The sequence below is a fragment of the Paenibacillus sp. J22R56 genome (assembly GCF_056269375.1).
This window is the reverse complement of the sequence record NZ_JBWDNV010000003.1, coordinates 265,925-286,924: the sequence shown is the minus strand read 5'-3', so window position 1 is coordinate 286,924 and position 21,000 is coordinate 265,925. Positions and strand designations below refer to the sequence as shown.

The 21,000-nt window shown below is 48.0% G+C and carries 17 protein-coding genes; 8 read left to right on the top strand and 9 right to left on the bottom strand.

Annotated features, from left to right (window positions below; translation table 11 throughout):
* Positions 1-37: 37 nt before the first annotated feature.
* The 4 genes from AC0YNT_RS09240 to AC0YNT_RS09225 form a co-directional block, all read right to left on the bottom strand.
* Positions 38-2,026 carry an ATP-binding protein gene (locus AC0YNT_RS09240; protein ID WP_475804307.1) on the bottom strand — a complete coding sequence of 663 codons (1,989 nt, stop codon included), beginning with the start codon at positions 2,024-2,026 and terminating at the stop codon, positions 38-40.
* 186 nt (positions 2,027-2,212) lie between these two features.
* Complete coding sequence (locus tag AC0YNT_RS09235) at positions 2,213-3,808, bottom strand: histidine kinase N-terminal 7TM domain-containing diguanylate cyclase (RefSeq protein ID WP_475804306.1); 1,596 nt, start codon at positions 3,806-3,808, stop codon at positions 2,213-2,215.
* Positions 3,809-3,882: 74 nt separating this feature from the next.
* Positions 3,883-4,614, bottom strand: a complete 732-nt coding sequence (locus AC0YNT_RS09230; RefSeq protein WP_475804305.1) for a class I SAM-dependent methyltransferase — start codon at positions 4,612-4,614, stop codon at positions 3,883-3,885.
* 30 nt (positions 4,615-4,644) lie between these two features.
* Positions 4,645-5,544: a LysR family transcriptional regulator gene (locus AC0YNT_RS09225; protein ID WP_475804304.1), complete on the bottom strand. Its 900-nt coding sequence runs from the start codon at positions 5,542-5,544 to the stop codon at positions 4,645-4,647.
* Positions 5,545-5,663: 119 nt separating this feature from the next.
* Between AC0YNT_RS09225 and AC0YNT_RS09220 the strand changes: the two genes are divergently transcribed.
* The 3 genes from AC0YNT_RS09220 to AC0YNT_RS09210 all read left to right on the top strand — a co-directional run bounded on the left by AC0YNT_RS09220 (position 5,664) and on the right by AC0YNT_RS09210 (position 8,885).
* Positions 5,664-7,124: an MDR family MFS transporter gene (locus AC0YNT_RS09220; protein WP_475804303.1), complete on the top strand. Its 1,461-nt coding sequence runs from the start codon at positions 5,664-5,666 to the stop codon at positions 7,122-7,124.
* A 106-nt stretch (positions 7,125-7,230) separates the two neighbouring features.
* A complete protein-coding gene (locus tag AC0YNT_RS09215; protein WP_475804302.1) occupies positions 7,231-7,902 on the top strand; it encodes a response regulator transcription factor in 672 nt (223 codons plus the stop codon).
* Positions 7,899-8,885 (top strand): sensor histidine kinase, encoded by a 987-nt coding sequence (locus AC0YNT_RS09210; protein ID WP_475804301.1) that lies wholly within the window; start codon positions 7,899-7,901, stop codon positions 8,883-8,885. Before AC0YNT_RS09215 ends, AC0YNT_RS09210 begins: the two co-directional genes overlap by 4 nt.
* Before the next feature lie 57 nt (positions 8,886-8,942).
* Here the strand turns inward: AC0YNT_RS09210 and AC0YNT_RS09205 are convergent, their stop codons facing one another.
* The 5 genes from AC0YNT_RS09205 to AC0YNT_RS09185 form a co-directional block, all read right to left on the bottom strand.
* Positions 8,943-10,907 (bottom strand): ABC transporter permease, encoded by a 1,965-nt coding sequence (locus AC0YNT_RS09205; RefSeq protein ID WP_475804300.1) that lies wholly within the window; start codon positions 10,905-10,907, stop codon positions 8,943-8,945.
* A complete protein-coding gene (locus AC0YNT_RS09200; protein WP_475804299.1) occupies positions 10,904-11,650 on the bottom strand; it encodes an ABC transporter ATP-binding protein in 747 nt (248 codons plus the stop codon). The genes AC0YNT_RS09205 and AC0YNT_RS09200 overlap by 4 nt, the downstream gene beginning before the upstream one ends.
* Before the next feature lie 192 nt (positions 11,651-11,842).
* Positions 11,843-12,577, bottom strand: coding sequence for a GDSL-type esterase/lipase family protein (locus AC0YNT_RS09195; RefSeq protein WP_475804298.1), 735 nt, complete (start codon positions 12,575-12,577; stop codon positions 11,843-11,845).
* Positions 12,578-12,974: 397 nt separating this feature from the next.
* Entirely contained in the window at positions 12,975-13,832 is an 858-nt protein-coding gene (locus AC0YNT_RS09190) for a class II fructose-bisphosphate aldolase (RefSeq protein WP_475804297.1), read from the bottom strand.
* A gap of 617 nt (positions 13,833-14,449) precedes the next feature.
* On the bottom strand, positions 14,450-16,423 hold the full coding sequence (locus AC0YNT_RS09185; protein WP_475804296.1) for a YhgE/Pip family protein: 1,974 nt from the start codon (positions 16,421-16,423) through the stop codon (positions 14,450-14,452).
* Between the two features lie 136 nt (positions 16,424-16,559).
* Here AC0YNT_RS09185 and AC0YNT_RS09180 point away from each other — a divergent pair, with 136 nt between their 5' ends.
* From AC0YNT_RS09180 to AC0YNT_RS09160, 5 genes are all read left to right on the top strand, one after another.
* Complete coding sequence (locus AC0YNT_RS09180) at positions 16,560-17,450, top strand: S-layer homology domain-containing protein (RefSeq protein ID WP_475804295.1); 891 nt, start codon at positions 16,560-16,562, stop codon at positions 17,448-17,450.
* 104 nt (positions 17,451-17,554) lie between these two features.
* Positions 17,555-18,205: a GntR family transcriptional regulator gene (locus tag AC0YNT_RS09175; RefSeq protein WP_475804294.1), complete on the top strand. Its 651-nt coding sequence runs from the start codon at positions 17,555-17,557 to the stop codon at positions 18,203-18,205.
* A 146-nt stretch (positions 18,206-18,351) separates the two neighbouring features.
* Positions 18,352-19,329 (top strand): metallophosphoesterase family protein, encoded by a 978-nt coding sequence (locus AC0YNT_RS09170; protein ID WP_475804293.1) that lies wholly within the window; start codon positions 18,352-18,354, stop codon positions 19,327-19,329.
* Positions 19,330-19,364: 35 nt separating this feature from the next.
* Positions 19,365-20,189, top strand: a complete 825-nt coding sequence (locus tag AC0YNT_RS09165) for a metallophosphoesterase family protein (RefSeq protein WP_475804292.1) — start codon at positions 19,365-19,367, stop codon at positions 20,187-20,189.
* A gap of 19 nt (positions 20,190-20,208) precedes the next feature.
* Positions 20,209-20,994 carry a tyrosine-protein phosphatase gene (locus AC0YNT_RS09160; protein ID WP_475804291.1) on the top strand — a complete coding sequence of 262 codons (786 nt, stop codon included), beginning with the start codon at positions 20,209-20,211 and terminating at the stop codon, positions 20,992-20,994.
* Positions 20,995-21,000 lie beyond the last annotated feature (6 nt).

The window sequence follows — 21,000 nt, the reverse complement described above, 5'->3', positions numbered from 1 at the left end:
AGAATCCCCTGGAACAGCTCCAGGGGATTCTTGCTGTTTATACCGGTAAACGAATCGTTGCCGTCGTTCCCACGTTTGGTTCACTGCTGATCGTGAGGGTCCCGCCATGCGATTGAATAATCTTGAAGCATACGGTAAGCCCTAATCCTGTCCCCGTCTCTTTGGTCGTATAGAACGGTTCACCAAGCCGATCGATGACATGCTGCGGTATTCCAATCCCTTGATCGATAATATCAATGACAATATACCCCGTATGATCTTTCTTCAGATGAACATGCAACGTACCGCCGCTTGGCATAGCTTCAAGCGAGTTCTTCATCAAATTGACGAGAACCTGCTTGATCTGATTGGCATCACACAACACGATCGGCAAATCCGGGCTTTTCTCAGCTGAAATGATCACATTCGTAATTATCGCCTGGGACTGCATAATCGGAACGATATCATCCAACAGCGACCCCATATCACAGTGAGTCATCTGCTGCCATTGATTAGGCTTCGAGAGCAGCATAAACTCGCCTACAATATAATTAATACGCTCCAGCTCCGTCAGCATCATGTCAAAGTAATGACGGTTATGTACGGCCGAACGGTGCAGCAGTTGAGTGAAGCCTTTCAGCGCAGTCAGCGGATTGCGAATTTCATGGGCAACCCCCGCTGCTAATTGACCGATAACAGACAACTTTTCAGACCGAATCAAATGCTGCTCAGACAGCTTGCTCTCCGTCACATCCAGCAGCAATCCTGATATTGCAGGCTGCCCTCGGAAGTACGCCGGAGCTGCCTGCATTTCGAGGAAGAGATCTGTCTGGTTGGCCTTGCGTGCAGCAATAGCGATCCGTGAAGTTTGCTTGAGGCGGCAGATCGCGGTGAATTCCTGCTTCAATCTGTCGCGGTCCTCCTCCACCATAAAGCTCGCCAGCGGCTGGCCCAGCATCTGCCCCTGCTTGCAGCCAAACATGCTCTCTCCATGCTGATTCATATAGACCAGTCTGCCATTTTGCTCGATAAAGACCCCAAACAAAGAGCTTTCTATGAAATTGCCGTAATTCACGCGAGACTGCATTAAAGCTGCACCTGCAGATTCCAGTTCGTAGATGCCCACCGATAATCGAATACCAAGCAGAACAACCGTCACAATTGCTCCTACGCTAATAATCGAAAAATCACCCAGCCTGCAAATCACGGCAATGAGCGCCGCACAAACAAAGATAATAAGCGCATATCGTTTCACAAACGTTTGTCTCGCTTCATTCCCCGGCCTGAGTGATGCTGTCTCTGTGTCCTTGTCAGGCAATGCAGCAAACCCTAAGAGTAAACTACCAAGAAACCAGCAGAAATCAGACACCCATTCCCATTGATAGCCTACGGTTGTGTAAGGCAGCAAATAGACGAATGCCATGTTGCCTAATAATTTGATTATAAAACCAGATAACAGCAAAAACTGAGATCTTCCTGAGAGTACCTTCTTCCCATACCAGCTGAAAAACAGAAGAAGAAATACCATAACGGCGCTAATCGAAGAGTTAAACATGGTGTAACCAATCGTATCTTGGTCTACATAATGATGAGGCAGGATCGGTTTCATTTGAAAGTTCCAATAGAGGGTGGAAGCAATCGTACCGTACAATAAAATATCAAGGATGAACCGCAGAGCAAGATGCGAGCGGCGCTGATGGTACTGCATATAGATCGCGATAAAATAAAACACATACTGAATCCGCCATAATACTTCTGGGATCCCCATATAATCAGGTTCATGATTCCTCATGATGGTAACGATCGTCCAGATGAGCTGAGCAACGGCATACAACGAGAGTCCGAGACCGTAATAGAACCAGAACCTCGTCTCTTTATACGATGTCCGAAGCAGTAAGAAGGAGGCATAAAATGCAGACAACGTCTGAAGAATATTGCTGACGACTACCCCGGTGAACGATTCATTCCGCAGCAATATCAGCCATCCTGCACATAACACTAGCAGGAGAATACCAAAGTGTAACGAAAAGCTTTTCCCGCGAAACAATGATGCTCCTCCCCTCATCCCCAATCGGCTATTATACACGTTTTCCTTTATTTACTATAATTCCATCTAGGACTATAAAATCCTCCTTATCTCCTAAATCAGACATCACTCTTGGGATTTCGCTATCTTTCGATAGCCCAATATGACAAAAAGAAGCATGTCCTTGTTCAAGGAGCATGCTTCTTCTTAGTTGCTGCCATTCGCTAAGCGAACCGTATTCCGGCCGCTGTGCTTTGCCTCATACAGCGCATTGTCCGCTGACTTCAGCAGTTGATTAATGCCGCCGTCCGTTTCCTCACAGCCTCCCCGGGCAACAGCGATGCCAAAGCTGGCCGTTACGGATATTTCCTGCTCCGAAGTGGCTGCAACCATCGACTGTACCGCGATCTCACTTCGGATCCGCTGTGCGGCCGCTTCCGCTTCTTCCCAAGATAAACCTGGCATTGCCATAACAAATTCTTCACCGCCGTAACGGCCAAACACATCCTCCGGACGCAGCATATTCCGGCATACCTCTACGACATGCAGCAGCGCGCGGTCTCCTACATCATGGCCGTATGCATCATTAATTTGCTTGAAATGATCGATATCAAATAATAACAGGGCAAGTGGTTCGTCCTTGGTGGCCGATTGATGAAGAAGCGCCTCGCTCAAGTGAATAAAATGGAGACGGTTGAATATACCGGTTAAACCGTCATGGTAGGCAAGTTCACGAAGCTGCTCCTGCAGTCTTACCCGCTCCGTCATATCAATCATTACAATCAGTTTGCTTGTCTCCTTGCCCCCTTTGTTCCGAACAAAGGAAGAGCGAATTTGGTAATAGTAAGATTGATCACCAGCCGTCCACTTAATCTCATCATGAACGCGCGGCGTCTCTCCTTCCCCACCTTCATATAGTGTAAGCAAATTAACATCTGTATGAAGGGCAAGAATAGGCTCAATCGCCGTTCCAAGAGAAGAGGTAGTCAGTTCTGGCAGAACGGACGCCGCTGCGGGATTATAATCGACCAGCCGATTGTTCATATCCAGCACGAGTACGCCATCGCTCATACTCTCGAACAAAGTATCCCGGGCAACTGGGGCGACATTCAGCATCCCCTTCGAGACGAGCCCCCACATATATAGTGCAGCAGTAATCGTCATAATGACGGGAATCGGATCAATCCCGCCAGGTGTCAGGTTGCCGAGATAAAGAAAATCACCAAGAAGCGGCAGCAAGAGCCCAACGGTCATAATAATATGCTGAAGACGATAAGAAGACCGCATCCGATTCCAATAGAGCAGCAGTAGAACAACTCCGCCAATCATACAGCCGAAGGTATAGCCGCCCTGGATAATATACCAGGGCCCTACATTCAAATCGACCTTATGGAGATCAGGCTCTATATGCAGTTCAATCGAGCGGTAATAGAAATGATGCAAGTCATTGGTCAAGACAAGCACCAGTGTAATAAGCGGCATCAAATACATAATGAAGCGCAGTCGCCATTTTAAAAACCGTTCCATCCCAAGGAAATGCATAATGAGCATTAGACTAACCGGCGGCAGGAAGGGCATGCCGAAATATTCGACCGTAATCCAAAATTTCACTTCCTTAAGCGTGCCCGCCGACAGCTCAAGAGCGGAACCAAATATATAGATGGCCGATAAGAAGCACATCGTGATAAACGTCTTCCCCATCAACTGCTTAGATCGGTTCGACATCACATAAATGCCCATGATGATATTAATAACACCAGCTGTCACCATAAGAGTCAGGACAGCAGAATAAGGTGTTCCCATACTTGTTACACTCCAATGTGAAAGTTTCGTTCTGCCACTGATCGTAACACAACTAGAAACAAATGTGGGAATTTCTATTTAAGTGCCGCGAGCAGTAGGAAAATCGGCCGGCGGGTCTCATCGATCATATCAGGATATTGCTTCAAAGCTTCCTCGGACGGACCAGGCTCCGCAACCTCTGTGATCCGGAACCCTGCTTGAATAAGAGCATTCATGATCGTTGCCACCGTACGATGATATTTCACGACATCCGAGTCCAGGAATCTCGCGATTCTTTGACCTTCGCTCTGATAGTGATCTACCGGCCAATGAAGCCGCTCCCCGCCATGTCCGTAATGCCAATCCTGTGCAGCAACCGCCGTAAAGATGGGATGCTCCATAGAGAGAATAAAGCTGCCGCCTGGTGCCAGGCTGTCATAAATCTTTCGGCAAGCACTGACGAAATCCTCAATATAATGAAGAGCTAATGAACTGATGACCACATCAAACTGTCCAGGTTCAAAATCAATATCTTCGATTGCTGCCTGACGATAAGTAATATTAGGATCTTCGTTAAACTCCCGCGCCCGTTCAATCATTTTTTCCGAGATATCAATACCTAGTACGCTGCGGGCCCCTTGCTCCCGCGCATAACGGCAATGCCAGCCATAGCCGCAGCCAAGATCAAGCACATTCTTATCTTTCAGTTCAGGGAGCATACCGCGGAGAACATGCCATTCCCCTGCTGCATCCAATCCGCCGATTGAGCGCGCCATTTGGCTGTATTTTTCGAAAAAGTCCGGATCATCATATTTATTTTGTTTCAATTGTCTCAGCCTCCTAAGTTATAATTCACTTTACACTTCGATATACTCCAAGAACTTGCGTACCAGCCGATGCTGGCTGCCTTTCTTCGAATAGATGCCTCCGAATGTGCCGCTCGCATCCAGACTATAACCAACAAGAGGAATCGGAATAATTCGGCCGCTCTCCACATACGGATCATCCCGCAACATTAAGCTGGACATCAGGCTGATACCAAGCCCCTCCGCAACACTTCTTTTAATCACTTCCGGATTGGTCGTTGTGAAGATGACGTTGATGCCACCACAAGCCTGCCTAATATCCTCGGTGACCCCATCCCAGAAGCTGCTCGCTGACAAAATAAACGCATGATCGGCGAGATCCTTCAGCATAAGCTCCTTATTCAGCGCGAGCAATGAATCATTAGGGACGATCACTTGAAGCTCCCCTTTGTATTGAAAGGAATGGAACGCTATCGGTTCCGGCAGCCCGTCACTCGTATAGTGGTTAAGCGAGATTAATCCTAAGTGGGCCTTGTCATGAATGATCTTATCGATCACAATCCGGCTCTCCATTTCGATAATCTTCACTTGAATTTGGGGATAATCCTTCCTGAACCTCGCTAACGCCTTTGGCAAAAAAGTCATGCTTAAGCTTGCGATCGTCGCAATGATCAGCTCTCCCTTATAGATAGAAGTAATCGACTGTACCTCGTCCTTAATCTCATCAACCTTCATCAGTATCTCGAGTACGATCTTGATAATCGTTGTCCCGTCTTCCGTTGGAACCGTTCCATTACGGGAACGCTTGAAGAGCGGAATACCAATCTCCTTCTCTAATAGGGAGATAGACTGGCTGATGGCCGATTGCGATACATGAAGGTTTTGCGCGGCCAGCGACATGGAATTCGTCTCGAATACTTCCTTCACAACCTCTAATTGTTCGATATTCATGGACGACCTCTATTTTTCATATTAGCATTGCTTATATTACCATCAAGAATAGATGGTATGACATCTGAATCCATTATATTATAATCGTCCTCACGTAGATATGTGGAGTGTGAGGTATTGTGAATGCAAAGCAAGGAAACACCAGTTTCTGGTTCGTTATATTAGCCATTTTCTTTGGTAACTTCTCATCCATCTTGAATTCAGGGACAGTAACGGTAGCTCTTCCTTTTATTATGAAGGAGCTTCATGCGGACCTGAATGATACACAGTGGGTGACGACGGGCTTTATGCTCGCCATGGGATCGATCGCTCCGATCGTTGGTTATGTAGGAGATAAGATTAGTTATAAACGGCTTTATATGTTCTCGTTAGTTGGCTTCTTGTTTACTTCTATTTTATGCGGCTTTTCTTGGAACATCGGGTCGCTCATCTTCTTCCGGATTCTGCAGGGCCTCTTCTGCGGAGCGATTCTTCCTGCTACGCTGACTATCGTGTATCAAGCAGTTCCGGCAGAAAAGCAGGCGCTTGGCATTAGTCTATGGAGTGTAGCCAGCATGTTCGCCCCGGCGATTGGCCCTACCCTGGGTGGTCTGCTCACGGAGTATTTTGGCTGGAAAGCTATCTTCTTCATGAACATTCCACTTGCCATCTTGGCGATTATCCTGGCTGCCCGCTATCTGCCTATGCAGCAGGTGAAGAAAAGTGGTTCCCTCGATTACGTTGGACTAATAACCGTCGTAATAGGCAGTACTTCTCTCATGATGTATTTTACACAAGGGAACAAAATAGGCTGGGTTTCCGGTCTGGGACTGATGTGGATATCGCTTGGCGTGATCAGCATCGCGGGCTTCATATGGCGGGAGCTGACCGCCAAATCGCCGCTGCTTAATCTTCGGATATTCAAGTACACAACCTTTACCTTTGGCATTATCGTCAACTGTATCATGACCATTGGTTTGTATGCAGGGGCTTTCTTGCTGCCGATCTTTATGGAAAATGCCCTCGGCTCCTCGTCCTTAACGGTTGGTCTTGCGATGCTGCCAGGTGCTTTATTAATGATCTGCGCCTCTCTTCTGTCGGGAAGGCTTCATGGGAAGATCAACCCGGTCTATCCTTTGCTTGGTGGAGTTATTCTGCTCGTTATCGCCACCTTGGCGTTTAGCCATCTATCGATGACGACTTCGTATACCTTCATCATCGGCTGGATGATCTGCCGTTACGTTGGACTTGGCTTCTCCTCACCAAATATTATGACGCTCTCGATGAGTGCCATACCAAGGGAGTCTACCGGCCATGCATCCGCCATTACGAACTGGCTTCGTCAGGTCATCGCTTCGCTTGCCATCGGGATATTCAGTACGATCTATTCGGTTAAGACGCAATCGTATCTTACTGAACTGAGTGCCGGGGGTTCCGTAAAAGCATCTTTACAGGAAGCTGCCTCTGTCCTTGCCATGAACGATACGTTTATGGTGGCTTGCATCGTTACCGTTGTTGCGATTCCGTTTATTTTCATCTTAAGCTCCCGCAGCAAACCTGCTGTACCTGCCGTGTCCAAATCTCACTCGCAAGGAAAATAGACATCTACTAAGGCCCCCTTTGTACATACGTGCAGAGGGGGCTTTCGCGATCTAGAAATGATATAATTTACCTTATATTTGTTCTTGTGGGGTAGGAGGAATCCTGTTGTTTCGGATCATGATTATTGAAGACGACGAGAAAATTCGGAGAATCGTTGCAGACGCTTTGCGCAAATGGCAATACGAGGTTATTGAGTTAACGTCTTTCGAGAATGTGCTGGGCGAGTTCGAAGCTGGGCAGCCGCATCTCGTGCTGCTTGATGTAAACTTACCTGTGTTTGACGGGTTTTATTGGTGCCAGCAAATTCGTTCCGTGTCCAAGGTGCCGATCATCTTTATCTCCTCACGCAATCAGAATATGGACGTCATTATGGCGATTAATATGGGAGCAGACGACTTCGTTCAGAAGCCGTTCGACCTCGGTGTGCTTGTCGCGAAGGTAAGTGCGCTGCTCAGACGCAACTATACGTATCAAGATGAAAGTCTGCAGCTTACACATCGGCAGCTTATTTTCCACCTGTCGAACTCTTCCGTTCAATATGGGGAACGCACCTCCGAACTGTCGCGTAATGAATTTATCATTCTGCAGACGATGATGCGCCAGATTGGGAAGATCGTGTCACGGGATGATCTCATGCAGGTGCTGTGGAATGATGAACAGTTCATTGATGACAACACCCTGACGGTTAACGTCAACCGGCTGCGCCGCAAGATCGCAATGCTGGGCATTGAAGACTTCATCGTAACGCGCAAAGGAATGGGGTATATCATCGAATGAGCTTCTGGCGTTTCCTGAAATATGAACGGCCTTATTTCATTTTGTATGGTGTTGCCTTCCTGCTTATCATCACCGTATTTGCTACGGACCCGCAGTCGTCTTGGCATTGGCCGACGTTCTTTTATGCATTGGTGCTTGTAGTACTCTGGCTTGCTGCCTTCACTGCTTATCGATATACAAGGAATCTGCAGGCGATCCGCCTGATGCGAAGTGAGGATTCCGAGCCCCTGTCCCTGGAGGCAGAAGCTTACCGCGATACACTTGAAGAGACCGGCATTACCCATATTCGGGCTTTAAATGAGGTGCAGTCGAAGCAAAAGGAATATTATGATTTCATCATCTCTTGGTTCCACGAGATTAAGACGCCCATCTCTGTCCTTCGCCTGATGCAGCAGACCGAAGTCGATCCACAGAGTCTTAATGAAGAGCTGTCGCGTATCGAGCATTATGTGGATCAGGCTTTGTATTATGCGAAGCTCGACAGCTTCAACCAGGACTATGACATTGTGAACTGTGATCTGGAGCCGCTTATGAAAGAGATCATTAAGTCTCATTCTAAGGTATTTATCTCCAAACGAATTCGAGTTCAGCTTGATCTTCCATCGACTGTCGTGCAAAGTGATACCAAATGGCTGCTCTTTATTGTAAATCAAATTGTAACGAACAGCCTGCAATATACCGGCGAGCATGGAGTCATTACGGTGCAAACCGCTGCCACGCCAGAAGAGAAGCTGCTCATTCTCCGTGATAATGGAATTGGCATCGAGGCGAAGGATCTGCCGCGAATCTTCAACCGGGGCTTCACTGGCATGAACGGCCGCAAACATGCAAAGTCGACCGGAATGGGGCTGTATCTAGCTCAAGCGCTGTCGAAGAAGCTTGGGCACTACATCACTTGCGAGTCGGAGACTGGCAGCGGCACAACGTTCACGATTCATTTTCCAAGACATCATGACCCGTATCTGGATACGCTTCAGCGATGAAATATGAGGCTGCCTCACAACAAACAAAACCCGTCCAGTGGACGGGTTTTCGCTTACTTATGAGTTCTTATTGATAATCCGGTAATAGAGATTCGTCGAAGACGCGTAGAACACCAGATAGATCAGGAAGTAGATTCCCATAATGCTCCAAACAATGCCCGGCAGCTCCGGGAAATCCTTCACGGAATCAAGTATGAAATATTTGATAATGGTCCAGCTGTACAGCAGCCCCAGCACGATTGGCGGCAGGAAGACGAACAGCAGCTGCTTACGGATCACACTGCGGAACTGACTATTCTCGGCGCCTAGCTTGCGCAATATCGAATACTGGAGCCGTTCTTCGGTCGCTTCGCGAAGCTGCTTGAAGTAGATCACGCTCGCTAGGGCGAAGGTTGCAATTAGAGCAAGGAATCCAGCGGCGAACAGCATGAGGGAGGAACTCTCGATCTGCTTGGAATACACATCAGCGAAAGAGGAATAGTACGCACCCTCCGTTTGGGCTACAATCGCATGTACCTGCTTCGATAGCTCATCAGCATTTTTCGCATCTGTCAGCCCGTAGATCTCGAATGTCTTCTTATCCGCATGGCTGGCTAATTGTTGATAGGCTTCGTCCGAAATGACGAACACTGCTGCCTTCTTATCCATCGCCAAGATCGGATCGGTAGACCAGCCAAGGTAGGCATAGTCTTTTTTCGCTTTTAGCGTAAACGTCTTCTCTTCATCTGTCTTCACCGTGAAGCTTGGAGACTCACCTGCGGCATACGTCTTTGGATAATCCGATCCTTGCGCTAGAGATACGGCCTCCATACCCTGCAGATTAACCTGCTCTTTATCTCCACGCAGCGCGATTAACTCATTGTAGTCTTTCTCCGCGACGAGCCATAAGCCAGGAATATAATACTCCGGATTATCAAAGGCGATACCCCGATCTGTAACTGGACTTACAACTAATGCCTGCGGCTTCAGATGGTACTGGATTTTATGTTTCGAGCTATCAATCGTTCCCTCAACCTGCTCATTCGTGGAAGGATCAAGCGACTCATACGCGATGTCATTTGGTACATTCATGCCAACTGCATCAAATTGAACCTTATAGTTAATAGTCACAAAACAAAGCAGCATGATAATAACCGCACTAAACAAGGAAATAAAGGTCAGGTTAAGCGTATTCCCTCTGATCTGAAAACGCAGCGAGGACGTCCAAAGCACGGTGTTGCCCTCATGATATTTTTTCCGGCGGCTGATTAGCCGCAAGAGCCATCCTGCGAATTGACGGAAGAACAAATACGTTCCGCCGATAATGCCGACTGCAGTACCGATCATACTGTATGTTCCATAATCCTTCCAGACTGCTGAGCCTTGACCGCTGCAAATCAGTATAAATGCCATTACAATCAAGAAAACAGCTAGAACCGCCATTGCTGCTGATACGCGAACAGGTTTTTCTGCCTTTTGATTCGCATGAAATAACTCGGTCAGCTGCACCCGGTTCACGAGAAAATAGCTCTGCACGCTGACGATAATGGCGATAAGGAGGATGACTCCCACCGCTGTTGCCATTGCCCCAAGCGGGAAGGATAGTGACACCACCTGATCATACTGCATCAAGTTCATGAGCAGCATGCCAAACAGCTTCGATAAGAGCCCTCCAAGCAGTATCCCGACAACCAGTGAGATAGCGCCCATAATAAGCGTTTCATAAAAGACCATCCGTACAATTTGCCGTTCTTTCAATCCGTACAGTAAATACATGCCGAATTCCTTTTTCCGCTGGCGCATGAAGAATGAATTCGCATATAGAATGAAGAAAATATTAAACAGGAAGATAACGACCGAGGCGATCGCCATACCCGTCTGGAACATTTCACGGTTCTGCAAGGCATCAATAATATCCTGGTTGAACATCAATGACGAGAATGTATATTGAATGATGACGCCAATAATCATAGACAGCAAATAAATGGAGTACAGACGGAAGTTCCGTTTCACATTCCGAATCGTAAGGTCGAGCAGGCTCATCGCAGCTTGCCCCCTATTAGGCTTTGCGTCTCCAGAATGCGTTCGTAGAATGCTTTCTGTGGCTGCTCACCGGCATAAATTTCACTAACAATTGCGCCATCCCGGAGGAAAATAACCCGCTTGCAGTAACTCGCCGCATAGCTGTCGTGCGTGACCATCATAATGGTTGTGTTAAATGCTGCGTTAAGCGAGACAAGCTGCTCAAGCAATTGGGTTGCGGAGCGGGAGTCTAGTGCGCCCGTTGGTTCATCGGCGAAAACGATTGCCGGCTCTGTAATGATGGCGCGTGCCGATGCTACCCGCTGCTTTTGCCCACCGGATATTTCGTTCGGATATTTCTCGAGCAGCCCTTCAATATGTAGAGCTTCGAGAATCGGCTTGAGTCTAGCTTCCATCTCCTCTGCCTTGTAGTTACGAAGTGAAAGCGGAAGCAGAATGTTTTCTTTTACCGTCAGAGTGTCGAGCAGATTATAGTCTTGAAAAATAAACCCCATCCGCTCCTGCCGGAATTGTCGAAGCGACTTCTTTTTCATATCGAGCAGCGATTTCCCCTCAATCCATACCTCGCCGCCGCTGAGCTGATCAATCGTAGACAACACATTCATTAAAGTTGATTTCCCGGAGCCCGAAGGACCCATAATCGCAGTCAGCTCACCTGACTGTATCGTTATATCAATGTTTTTCAATACGGGCGTAGCCCCATAGCTCTTGGACAAATTTTTGGTTTGAATAACTGTCTCCATGATAAAGCCCCTCTCCTCTTTCTATCTCTTAATATAGACATATCAAGGGCAGGCATCCATCGAAGTAAGCACTCTCAAGGTGACGTTTTTGTCACACACGGGGTTTAAACACTGTAGTACGGTTTTTCCGTCTTAGGCGAACAGAAACTCAAAAAGCCGTCCCGATGGACGGCCTTCAAATATCCTTGCGCTCTATTTCAACTCAGTACCCAGCACTTTACGGAGCCCATCTGCCCACAGCTGATATCCCTGCTCTGTAAGATGGCAGGTATCAAAGGCGATCTCACGCGGCAGCGTGCCGTCTGCGGCAACCATCGATAGCCCGATATCAAGGAACGTTACGCCCAGCTCCGCAGCCAATTCCGCATACAGCACATTCATTTCCCCAATCAGCTTGCGGCGCGGATCCTCTGGCGATTCTTCTCGCGGGAATACCGCCATCAGAATAATACGAGCCGAAGGAGCATATGTCCGTACTCGCTCTATAATTGCACGTACCCCGTCTCGGACTTCTTCTGCCGTACTCGCGCGAGCATTATCCGTCCCACTCGTGTTGTTTGTACCAATATTGATGATCACCCACTCTGGAGAAAGCCCCTCCATCTGCCCATTATCCAGTCTCCAAAGCACATTCTGTGTCCGGTCCCAGCCAAAGCCAAGATTCAGAACACGCCGCCCGCCAAAGACGGATTCCCATGCTGGTCCCTCACCATGCTTATTTGTTGAATCTGGGAGTCCTCCCCAGAAATGTGTAATGGAATCTCCGATCAGCACGATCTCAGGGTTAATTTCATCCTTAATCTTAAGCACCTGATCATGCCGCTCCCACCAGTCATAGCTGTCCTCTTCCAGCTTTGTCGCCGGAATAACGGCGGTATTCACCGTATCCGCCTTCATCAATTTGTTCCCTTCCGCTGTCTTGTTCATCCCCTGTATCCCCTTGCCCCATTAATTTGACTCTATTATATCGCAATCCAATAACCTATCGACCGATTTTTTGCAGGAACCGAAAAAACCATGAACTCCATCCCTAAAGTGGAGAGTCATGGCTTTTTGTACACGGACTTTCTTTAACGTATCTTTCTCTTCCTACGGTGGTAAATCATCCATCCCATAGCAACGAGCCCTGCCGCCAGCAGCACACCAAACAGAATAATATAAGATAGATGGAACTGACTTTCATTCATTTGCGTAACCTCCCTGCAACAACACTTACACAATAGGATGGATTTACGGCGCCAAATTATACAGATGCAATGATACAACAAAAAAAAGGCTGAACAGCTGCTATTCGCAGTGTTCAGCCTTTTCGTATAAGGATATCTTACGCTTTGTTCGAAGAACCGAACTCACGGATTTTACCCATAACTGTTTGTTTGATCGCTTCACGACCTGGAGCCAAGAATTTACGTGGATCGTAAACTTCGGAATCCGCAGTCAGGATTTCACGAGCAATTTTAGTGAACGCAATTTGGTTCTCTGTGTTCACGTTGATTTTTGCAGTACCCAGGGAAACCGCACGTTTGATGTGCTCAGTAGGGATACCAGTACCGCCATGCAATACGAGTGGCAATTTGATTGTTTGGCAGATCTCTTCCATTTCTTTGAAGCCCAGTTTAGGCTCGCCTTTGTAAGGGCCATGAACGGAACCAAGAGCTGGAGCCAGACAGTCGATACCTGTACGTTGTACAAGCTCTTGGCACTCTTTAGGATCAGCGTAGATTACGCCTTCAGCGATAACGTCGTCTTCTTGGCCGCCAACTGTACCCAGTTCAGCTTCTACGGAAACGCCGCGCTCGTGAGCGTAAGCAACAACTTCGCTAGTGATACGAACGTTGTCTTCGAATGGATCATGCGAAGCGTCGATCATTACGGAAGTGAAGCCAGCATCGATAGCTGCTTTACATTTGTCAAAGCTGGAACCATGGTCCAGGTGGATTGCAACTGGAACAGTGATTTTCATTTCTTCGATCAAAGCGGATACGATGTTCGTAACAACTTTGAAGCCGCCCATATAACGAGCTGCGCCTTCAGATACGCCCAGGATTACTGGGGATTGCTCTGTTTGAGCAGCGTCAAGGATTGCTTGAGTCCATTCCAGGTTATTGATGTTGAATTGACCAACAGCGTAACCGCCTTGCAAAGCTTTGTTCAACATGTCTTTCATTGATTCCAATGCCATTGTTAAATCCTCCTCGAATAAATGACTAGACCTTTCAATCATACCCAATTCAACTGCTGTTATGCGGTTCCAACCGGCAGATTTATCGGCCCGAACGGAATGGGCGTATGTACTCGTTCACGTTCTCTTTAAGTCAATATGTTATCACAAAATTCTACATAAGACTACCTATTGGCGGTCAAGCCTTCCCTTATGGAGAGTAAGCCAGAAAAATTTGTCTGCTGTAAGCGCTATTATAGAAGCAATAAAAATGAGCATGATCTAAGCAAGGATACCCTAAGCTAAGCCCTCATCAAGTATGCTCTTGTATATTCTTATAATAATCAATCACGAACTCACGGAACCGCTAAACCCGTAAGACTGCCAGTTATGCGTCTTACGGGTTTTCAGTTAATATTGCTGATTGAACGCTCTACGTTGGAGTTAGTACAGGCAATCTTAGGTTAATCGTGTGGACGACGTACGTAGATTGTATTTTGTACAGTCTAATTTACTTCAAAGGACTCTGCATCCGCCAGGGAAGGTATTTTCATTGCACAGAATCCAATGTAGACTACCTAACTAACACTCCTATCCCACTTTTCACTGTATGAAATCCAGTCAGCTTGCCAGGTCTTCTACAATTTCACAGGCATTTGCTGCTCATCCCTATCCCGTTTCTTGGTCATTGCGAAATACAGGCTCGTCAGCATGATAAAGATCGCAATGTAAAAGGCAAGCCGCCCGGCCTGCGACCACATATGAGCGAAGTCGCCGCTCGAGATCACATCCCTGTAGCCGCGAATGCTGTAGGTCATCGGCAGCCACGGATTCATCGCCTGCGCCCAGCTCGGCAGCAGCTCATACGGGAAGGTGCCCGCGCTGGAGACAAGCTGGAAGATCATGAGCAGCAGCACCACGAACCGGCCGGGGTTATCGAGCCAGGTCACAAAGGTCTGGACAACAAACATAAACGTAAACCCGGTTAATACGGTGTACATATAAAATAACGGCACGCTCTGCACCTTTAATCCCAGCACGTACAGAATAACCGTGCTTAATATAAGGGACTGCGCTAGACTCATCACCCCGAAGGTGAGCAGCTTGCTGAGAAACAATGGAAAACCGTCTGCCTCGTCCGAGGATGACCGTCTCGCCGAGAACATTGTCGTGAAGACAAGCGAACCAGCGAATAAGGCCATCGATAGAAAATAAGGCGCAATCCCGTTGGCATACAGCCGGACCTTCCGATCATCATTAGCTACGATCGTTACCGGTTCGGCGACCATCTGGATGGTCTTCTCGTCTGCATGAAGACTCGCCGTCTGCTCAGCGGCATCAGACAGCTTATCCGCCAATTGCTGCGAGCCCGATGCCAGCTTCTTAGCACCTGTCCCCAGCTGGTCAGCTCCAGTCGCCAGTTGGGAAGCGCCGCTTGCGAGCGTACCGCTGCCAGCCGAGAACTGACCGATGCCACTTTGAAGCTTCTTCGCGCCCTGCGCGAGTTGGGATGCCCCTTGACCAAGCTGTTTGCTGCCCGAGACAAAGGCAGGAAACTTCGCCCCTAATTGTTTGATCCCATCTCGCATCTGATCTTGTGCAGCGGCGAGCTGCGTCGCACTTTGCAGCAGCTTGCTTTGCCCCTCACTTAACTGCTTGCTGCCAGCGAGCAGCGCCTGCAGCGCAGGATTAGATGCCAGTTCGTCATTGCTGTCTATGAGCTGCTGAATGCCGGCATATAAATCATCTGCACCTTTTTTGGAAGACTGGATGCCGTCCTTCAACTGCCCGGAACCATCCGCCAGCTTGTCCGCCCCCTGCTGCAGCTTCGTTGAAGCAGCGCCTAATTGCTCTGCCCCGCTGGAAAGCTGAGCAGCACTGCTGCTCAGCTTTTGCAGCCCCGTATTTAACTGAGATGCGCCGTCCTGAAGCTGGCCAATGCTGGAATGAAGCTTAGCAGCACCGCTGGATAACTCATGCAGCTTACTGCTCAGCGTACCCGCCCCACTATCCAGCTGAACAGCCCCGTCATGAAGATCGGAGGCACCTTTAGCCAGCTGGGAGAGTCCATCCGATAAGGCCGTGAATTGTGACAGCATGCTTCTCGAGTACGCTTCGGTGAGGTTTTGCGACAGCTTGTTTCGCAGCTCCTTTGTCGCATTTTCGCTGATCTGCCCGGATATAAAGTTGTAGAAGCTGTTTGATTCAAAAATAATATCGGCCTTCTTCGGAGTTTCACTCGTTAAGGAAGCCGCATTCTCCGAGAATCCTTCCGGGATGGTAATCGTCGCGTAATAGCGGTTGCTGACCATCCCCTCCTTAGCAGCCTGTTCACTTACAAAGCGCCAATCGAAGGTTTCATTGTCCTTTAATTCCTCTATAAAATCCTCACCGACATTCAGCGGCTTCCCTTCATACTCCGCTCCTTTGTCCAGATTAACAACGGCAACGGGCAGGTCTTGAAGCTGACCGTACGGGTCCCAATTCCCCTTGATCAGAAAGCCGCCATACAGCATCGGAACGAGGGCAACGCCAATAAACGTCACGATAAGCATCCTATTTTTCAGAAAATAACCTACATCCTTTTTAAATACATGAAACGGATTTGCCATCCATTATCCATCCTTTATCTGTCATTCATCGTCCTCCTATTATTCGCACAGCCTGCCACTTCCATTCGACAGCTATTGCATTTGCGATCTCGTACACTTTAATAGGAGAACAAATCGGGAAGGATGTGATGCGTGGATGAGTCGATGGAAACCTCTGATACCGCTGCTTATAGGATGCAGTCTCCTTACCTTTGCAGTAACGGGCTACGCCGCCTCAAGGACCGCATACGAAGAAGCGGAACAATCGTGGGCCGCCCCGGCATTAAAAGAATGGCTCGACTTAGGCTGGCTTCAAGGTTATCCTGATGGCACAATCAAGCCAAATGAGCCTGTGACACGGGCGGAGATGGTATCGCTGATGAACAGAGCCTTCGCGCTGACGGATACGGCCCCCCTCTCCTTCCAAGATGTATCGACAACGGACTGGTTCTACACCGACTTCTCTAAAGCCGTGAAAGCAGATTACATAACCGACTTCGAAGACGGCAGGATCATGCCTCTGCAAATCATTACACGGCAGGAAGCGGCTGTTATGCTGGCAACCTTCGTCCATCTGGAACTGCCAAGAGAGAAGGTTCCTTCCTTTAAGGATAAGGACCTGATTCTCGAAGCGGATCAGGGAGCGGTTGCTAACCTCGCTGAAAAGGGGATTATTAAAGGCTATCCGGACGGCACTTTCCGGCCTGCTGACCCCGTCACACGTGCAAGCGCTGTCTTCTTAATAGATGCTCTACTGAAATCAGGCCTTGTAAACCGAACTTATTCGGCTCCGGGCACCTACGGGTTAAACTCGACAGTCGAAACGATCTATGGAAACATGACATTGTCCACTCCCGATATTACATTGCGGAATATGCATATTAGAGGGAATCTTATTATTGATGGAGGAAATGGTGACTATCATCTGATTCATGTAACGGTGGATGGACAGATTGTTATACAAGGCGAAGGCTCTCCAACTGTTCATTTGGATGACTCCACAGTCCTTGATAATGGCGGGGATCCGGAGGAGGCTGCTTCACAATAATAACCGCAGAAGACAGGACTGCCATATTGCTTGGTGGCCCTATAGCATTCTTTTTAGAATATTTGTTACTATTAAGCTAAAAACTTACAAAGGAAACTGCTGATATGTCTTCAACCTCTTTGGAAACAATTGCTTACCGTGAAATCCGGGAGCGGATTATGCGGGCAGAATATATGCCTGGCTCTATGCTGTCAGAGAACGAGCTTGCTGTTAATCTTGCCATGAGCAGGACGCCAATCCGCGCTGCTATCTCCTTATTAGAGCGGGAGGGACTTGTGGGATCCTTCCGGGGACGAGGCGTCATGGTGAAGGAAGTATCCGCCCATGAATTCAGCGAGATGTATGAGGTTCTTGTTTCCATGCAGCTGTTCGTGCTGGAAACCGCCGTTAAACGTAAGCTAACCTTTGATTTGGGCACTATGGCACAAATACTAGAACTGCAGCAAGTAGCTATGGAGCAAAGCGATTATTACGGCTACTACACTAACAGCTTGCTGTTCACGGAGACGATCCTCCGTACCATCCATAATGAAAGTATGCTGCAAATTATGGAGCTTTATCGTGGCCGTTATGTGTTCAGTACCGTATCCTATCGCATAAAATATCCGCAATACCAGCCAAGCCGCTCTGTTCAAACGAACCGCGGAATTTATGAAGCTATTAAGATCGGTGATATCGCCGCAGCCAAAGCCGCCATATCCGAGCAATACTCGGATACTCACGAGCATTTTATCGTCCATGGCTTGATGAAATAAGTTCATAGAATACACAAACCGGAAGCTCTCTGAGCTTCCGGTTTTGTTTTTGAATTTTACAAATATTCAATCTCACGATTACACACGACTTACATACAACCTGCATACTAAGCAAGAAGCAAAAAGTTATGAGGAGGAAATACAAGATGACAACCATTCAATTAGGCAAGCAAATATCGGGGATCTGGTTCGATGAAAAAAACTTCTCAACAGATAAACGTCCATGGTTTGGCGAGCTTCCACAGCTTCCTGCAGGAGACTTTTCCTTCGCTGTAGTAGGTGACCGCTGTGGTCTTGCAACACCTGGCGTATTCGAGAAAGCACTGGACCTGCTGACTGACCTCAAGCCTAGCTTTATCCTCTCCGTTGGTGACTTGATCGAAGGTTACTGGCGTGATCCAGCAAACGTTCATGAAGAGTGGGACGAGATTGATGCCAAAATTACGGCGACCGGCGTTCCTTTCTTCCAAGTTGTCGGCAACCATGATTACGGCAATCCCATGATGGCTGACGTCTGGAGAGCCCGCAAAGGCTTCGAATATTATGCATTCCGATTGAATGATGTCCTCTACCTGGTCGTAAATACCGAGAACCCGCCTCATGAGTTCCCTGATCTCGTCCTCGACACCATTAAGAAGGCAACAGAGCTGTTCAAACAAAACCCAACTACACCACTTCAAGAGCTGTTCAGCGGTATGGCGACGATGTCACCAGAGGAAGCCGCAGCACTCAGCAAGCTCGATATCGCCATTGGTGAAGAGCAGCTTGCCTTCTTCCAAGAAGTATTAGAGAACAACCGGGATGTGAAGCACACCTTTGTGACCATGCATAAGCCGGGCTGGAAATCGGACAATGCCGATTTCGCAGAGATCGAGCGCATGCTTGAGGGCCGCTCCTACACAGTATTCGCCGGCCACTTCCACTCCCTTGAATATACGAATAATTCCGAAGCTTCCAAGCAATACATTCAACTTGGCCGTACCGGCGGTTTGACGCATGGCGGCAATCGTTCAGACGAGAACCTGATTCTGTGGGTAACGATGAAGAACGGTGTTCCAACCTACCGGGTTATTCATCTGGACGGCGTTGACGCGATTGAAAATTACGAACCACAGCATCACTAATCTTTTATAGATCCAGACAATAGGAGGCCCTAACCATGGAAAAGCTGAAATTCGTTCACCTGACAGACACGCATATGAATGCACCTCATACCGAGAATATGTTCTCTAAGCTCAATCTAGCTGAAAAAGTAAAAAGTGTATTCGCCCATATTCATGATTCTAAAGTTTCCCCTGCTTTTGTTGTCATTACAGGCGACCTGTCGCATGAAGGAAATGTTCAGGATTATGCATACATCCGCACGATTGTTGACGAAGGTTCGGCGCTGTTGAGTGTACCCGTCTATGTTGTCCTCGGCAACCATGACCACCGTGCTCCATTCCGCGAGGGCTTCCTGCAGGAAGAGGCTTCCGAGCAGCCGTATTTTTACTCCCACACGATTCAAGGCGTTCGTCTGATCGGCCTGAATTCCCAAATCAAAGCCCATCACCACGGTGAGATCGATACTGAGCAATTGGCTTGGCTTGAAGAAACGCTCCGTACACCGGCTGAGAATGGCACAATCGTAGCCCTTCATCATCCACTGCTTAATATTAACGGCATGCCTGCCGACCACCTGCTCGCTAACCGGGAACAACTAGGTGCTGTGCTTGAAGGCACGGACGTCATCGGCGTTGTGGCCGGCCACGTGCATACCAACAATGTAGGCACCTATAAAGGGATCTGCAACGTTGCGGCAACGGGAACAGCCTTTGGCGGTGAAGCAACTGAAGATAATCAATTCAAGATGGTCGACTTCTGCGGCTATAACATCGTCTCCGTCTTTGAAGAAGGTATTACTGTACAATCCGTTACTTTGCCTGGCATGCAGGAAGAGTTTTTCCGCTTCTCCCTTGAAGCAGCAGCTGCCCACAACGAATAGAAAGAAGGTTCCCTTCATCATGACAAATCAAGTTATGCCTGCAAGCTTGCTCCCCCTTCAAGGGGTATTTAATTTCCGCGATATGGGCGGTCACCAAACGGCAGATGGCCGTACCATCAAGAAGGGTCTATTATTCCGCGCAGCGGAACTAACTGGACTGACGACTGAGGATCATCACTTACTTAATGACATCAACTTCCGTCACGTTTTCGATTATCGCAACCTTGGCGAAGCAGAGCAGAAGCCAGATCCGCAGATTGGACAAGCCATCAATATCCGTATTCCTGCAAACCTTGCTTCCGAGGATGCTCCCCATATGGATCTTGAGCAAGTATTCGCAAATGGGCTTCATAAGCAGTTTTCCAATACCATGCTCATCGACTTGTACGCAGCTCTTCCGATTCGGAATGCCTCCTACAAGCAACTGATGGAGCTGTTAAGTAAACCTGAAGTGAATCTGCCGCTTGTTCATCACTGCGCGGGTGGCCGTGACCGTACCGGCGTAGGCAGTATGCTGATCTTGTTGACCCTTGGTGTACCTTATGAAGCGGTATTGGAGGATTACTTGCTGTCTAATGTGACACTTGAGAAATTCCATCAACAAATGTTCGAAATGGCTGCCAAATATCTCAGTACGGAAGATCTCAAAGCCCTTGAAGAAGCGATGCTGCTGCAGGAAATCTACCTGCAGGCATCACTGGACAGCATTATTCGCGAATACGAGACATTCGAGCGTTATTTATTAGAAGAGTTCAGCATTGATGAAGCGCTCAGACAGCAGATTCAGGACTATTGCTTGGAATAGCATTTA